Genomic DNA, 2,198 nt, shown 5'->3' with positions numbered 1-2,198 from the left:
GCGGCTCGTATCGAGAAGAAGCTGAATCGTATGGACGGTGTCGAGGCGACCGTCAATTACGCGACGGAGAAGGCCAGGGTCAGTTATCAGGGCGAGGCGGTGTCCGTCGGGGATCTGATCGCGACGGTCGAGGCGACGGGGTATACGGCCGCCGAGCCGCCCCCGCCGCGTGCGGCGGGCGGCGGTGCCTCGTCGGGGACGGGCGAGGACCGGCGGGAGAGCGCGGAGAGCGATGAACTCCGGCCGTTGCGGCAGCGGTTGGTCACGGCGGTTGTTCTGTCGGTGCCGGTGATCGCGATGGCGATGGTGCCGGCTCTGCAGATCGAGTACTGGCAGTGGCTGTCGCTGACGCTGGCCGCGCCGGTGGTGACGTACGCGGCGTGGCCGTTCCACCGTGCGGCGTGGACCAATGCCCGCCACGGTGCGGCGACGATGGACACGCTGATCTCGGTGGGAACGTCGGCGGCGTTCCTGTGGTCGCTGTGGGCGCTGTTCTTCGGAACGGCCGGCACGCCGGGGATGACGCATCCGTTCGAGCTGACGATCGCGCGCACTGACGGGTCGGGGAACATCTATCTGGAGGCGGCGGCGGGTGTCACCGCGTTCATCCTGGCCGGCCGGTACTTCGAGGCGCGTGCCAAGCGCAAGGCCGGTGCCGCGCTGCGGGCGCTGATGGAGCTGGGCGCGAAGGAGGTCACCGTCCTGCGTGACGGGGGCGAGGTGCGGGTGCCCACCGCTGAGCTGGCGGCCGGTGACCGGTTCGTCGTGAGGCCCGGCGAGAAGATCGCCACCGACGGCACCGTGGCCGAGGGCACCTCCGCGGTCGACGCCTCGATGCTGACCGGTGAGTCCGTGCCGGTGGAGGTCGCCCCCGGCGACAGCGTCACCGGCGCGACCCTCAACGCCGGGGGCCGGCTGGTCGTCACGGCCACCCGCGTCGGCTCCGACACCCAGCTCGCCCGCATGGCCCGCATGGTCGAGGACGCCCAGAACGGCAAGGCCGCCGCCCAGCGCCTGGCCGACCGGATCTCCGCCGTGTTCGTCCCCGTCGTCATCGCCCTCGCCCTGGGCACCCTCGGCTTCTGGCTCGGCAACGGGGCCGGCCTCACCGCCGCGTTCACCGCCGCCGTCGCCGTCCTGATCATCGCCTGCCCCTGCGCCCTGGGCCTGGCCACCCCCACCGCCCTCATGGTCGGCACCGGACGCGGCGCCCAGCTCGGCATCCTCATCAAGGGCCCCGAAGTCCTCGAATCAACCCGCAAAGCGGACACCATCGTCCTCGACAAGACCGGCACCGTCACCACCGGCAGGATGACCCTCCTGGCCGCACACACCACCGACACCACGAACGAGAGCGAACTCCTGCGCCTGGCAGGAGCGCTGGAACACGCCTCCGAACACCCCATCGCCCGCGCCGTCGCCACCGGAGCCACCGAGAAGACCGGCCCCCTGCCCACCCCCGAGGACTTCGCGAACATCGCCGGCCTCGGCGTCCAGGGCATCGTCGAAGGCCACGCCGTCCTCGTCGGCCGCACCAGGCTCCTCGCCGAATGGGAGATCCACCTCCCCCAGGACCTCGAGCACCGCAAGCAGGAGGCGGAGACAGAAGGCCGCACCGTCGTCGCCGTCGCCTGGGACGGCCAGGCACGCGGCATCCTGGAGGTCGCCGACGCCGTCAAGGACACCAGCACCGAAGCCGTCCGCCGCCTGCGCGCCCTGGGCCTGACCCCCGTCCTGCTCACCGGCGACAACAAAACCGTCGCCGAAGCCGTCGCCAGAGACGTCGGCATCACCCAGGTCATCGCCGAAGTCATGCCCGAGGACAAGGTCGACGTCGTCAAACGCCTCCAGGCCGAAGGCAGGACCGTCGCGATGGTCGGCGACGGCGTCAACGACGCCGCCGCCCTCGCCCAGGCCGACCTCGGCCTCGCCATGGGCACCGGCACCGACGCCGCCATCGAAGCCGGCGACCTCACCCTCGTCACCGGCGACCTCCGCGCCGCGGCCGACGCCATCCGCCTCTCCCGCCGCACCCTCGGCACCATCAAAAGCAACCTCTTCTGGGCCTTCGGCTACAACGTCGCCGCACTCCCCCTCGCAGCCGCAGGACTCCTCAACCCCATGATCGCCGGCGCCGCCATGGCCTTCTCCTCCGTCTTCGTCGTCGGCAACTCCCTACGACTCCGCAGCTTCAAGGC

1 protein-coding gene is annotated in these 2,198 nt (G+C 71.3%); it reads left to right on the top strand.

What is annotated here, in order from left to right; genetic code table 11:
• The coding region (locus ACIBLA_RS37550; RefSeq protein ID WP_399201146.1) for a heavy metal translocating P-type ATPase at window positions 1–2,198 on the top strand (2,198 nt) is incomplete at both ends.

Source organism: Streptomyces sp. NPDC050433 (genome assembly GCF_044458565.1).
Taxonomy (GTDB): Bacteria; Actinomycetota; Actinomycetes; order Streptomycetales; family Streptomycetaceae; genus Streptomyces.
This window is presented reverse-complemented; position numbering and strand designations above follow the sequence as displayed.